At 61.2% G+C, this 1,716-nt stretch carries 2 protein-coding genes; both read left to right on the top strand.

Going from position 1 to position 1,716, the window contains the following annotated elements; all coding sequences use genetic code 11:
- Positions 1–348: DUF4133 domain-containing protein (locus tag ACESTR_RS16010; RefSeq protein WP_373179438.1), on the top strand; the 348-nt coding region annotated here is incomplete at its 5' end.
- Between the two features lie 4 nt (positions 349–352).
- The coding region (locus ACESTR_RS16015) for a TraG family conjugative transposon ATPase (RefSeq protein WP_373179439.1) at positions 353–1,716 on the top strand (1,364 nt) is incomplete at its 3' end.

Raw genomic sequence — 1,716 nt, forward strand, 5'->3', positions numbered from 1 at the left:
GCACGGTTCGGAGGCGAGTTCTTGGAAACCTACCGTAGAAATACGGCAAGGCACCGGGTTCTTAGCCTACGGCTCACGGCGCAGTACCTCGTGCTGTTCGTCGCGGGGCTTCTGGGCGTCTTCGTCTGCTTCGCCGGAATGTACATGAGCGGCGTCCCGCAGGGCCTGTGCATCCTCTTCGCCCTCACGGCCGGCCTTGCCGTCACGGGCGGCACCTTCTACCTGAACCGCCGTTTCGGCCCCCACGGGCTTCAGAAGCTCATGGCCTCGCGCCGGCATCCGCGGCGCATCGTTCACCGCCGGGCCGTCGGGCGGCTGTTGCGTTTTCGTCGAACCGTAAAACTGTAATCCTATGCGCGGAACCCTGAAAACCTCGACCTTGGAATCGAAATTTCCACTTCTGAGAGTCGAGAACAACTGCATCATCTCCAAGTTCGCCGACATCACTGCGGCCTACCGCGTCACACTGCCCGAACTCTTCACCCTCACGGCCGAGGAATACGAAGCACTGCACGGCGCATGGCTCAAAGCCCTGAAAGTGCTGCCGGATTACACCGTCGTCCACAAACAGGACTTCTTTATCGAAGAACGATACACGGCTCCGGAGGAGGGTTCCGAGCGGAGCTTTCTCGCACGTTCCTACGAACGTCATTTCAACGAGCGGCCCTACCTGCGCCATACGTGCTACCTGTTCGTTACGAAGACCACGCCCGAACGGATGCGGCAGACCAGCGCCTCGTCTGTCTTGTGCCGGGGTTTCATCGTCCCGCGGGAGATGCGCGACACGGACGCCGTGACGCGCTTTCTGGAGGCCGCGGAGCAGATGGAGCGCATTCTGAACGATTCGGGCCTCGTGCACGTCGAGCGGCTAACGGAAACGGAGATCGTCGGCACGGCAGACGACGCCGGGCTGCTGGCCCGTTACTTCGCCCTCTCGGACGAGCGGAGTCCGGTCGTCAACGAAGATATCCGTCTCGACCCGGGCGTGATGCGCATCGGAGACAAGTTCCTTACGATGCACACGCTCTCCGATCTGGATATGCTGCCACAGAGCGTGGCGACGGATTTCCGCTACGAACGCCTTTCGACCGACCGCTCGGACTGCCGCCTCTCGTTCGCGGCGCCCGTGGGGCTGCTGCTCTCCTGCAACCATGTCTACAATCAGGTGATCTTCCTCGACGACCACGACGAAACGCTCAAGCGCCTCGAAGCCTCGGCCCGGAACATGAACTCGCTGGCGGGCTATTCGCGCTCGAACGCCATCAACCGGGAGTGGATCGAAATGTATCTCAATGAGGCGCATTCGCAGGGGCTGCGCTCCGTAAGGTGCCATTGCAACGTCATGGCATGGGCCGAGAGCGAAGCGGAGTTGAAGCGCATCCGCAACGACGTGGGCTCGCAACTGGCCCTTATGGGCTGCACGCCGCATCACAACACGGTGGACGTGCCGGTGTTGTTCTGGGCGGCGATTCCCGGCAACGAGGCCGACTTCCCCGCCGAGGAGAGTTTCTACACCTTTCTCGATCAGGCCCTCTGCCTTTTCAACGAGGAGACCAACTACCGCTCGTCGCTCTCGCCCTTCGGAATCAAGATGTCCGACCGCCTGTCGGGCATACCTCTCCATCTGGACATCTCGGACCTTCCGATGAAGCGCGGCGTCATCACGAATCGGAATAAATTTATCCTCGGACCGTCGGGCTCGGGCAAGAGTTATCT

The sequence above is a fragment of the Alistipes sp. DJF_B185 genome (assembly GCF_964250025.1).
GTDB classification, from domain to species: Bacteria; Bacteroidota; Bacteroidia; order Bacteroidales; family Rikenellaceae; genus Alistipes; species Alistipes finegoldii.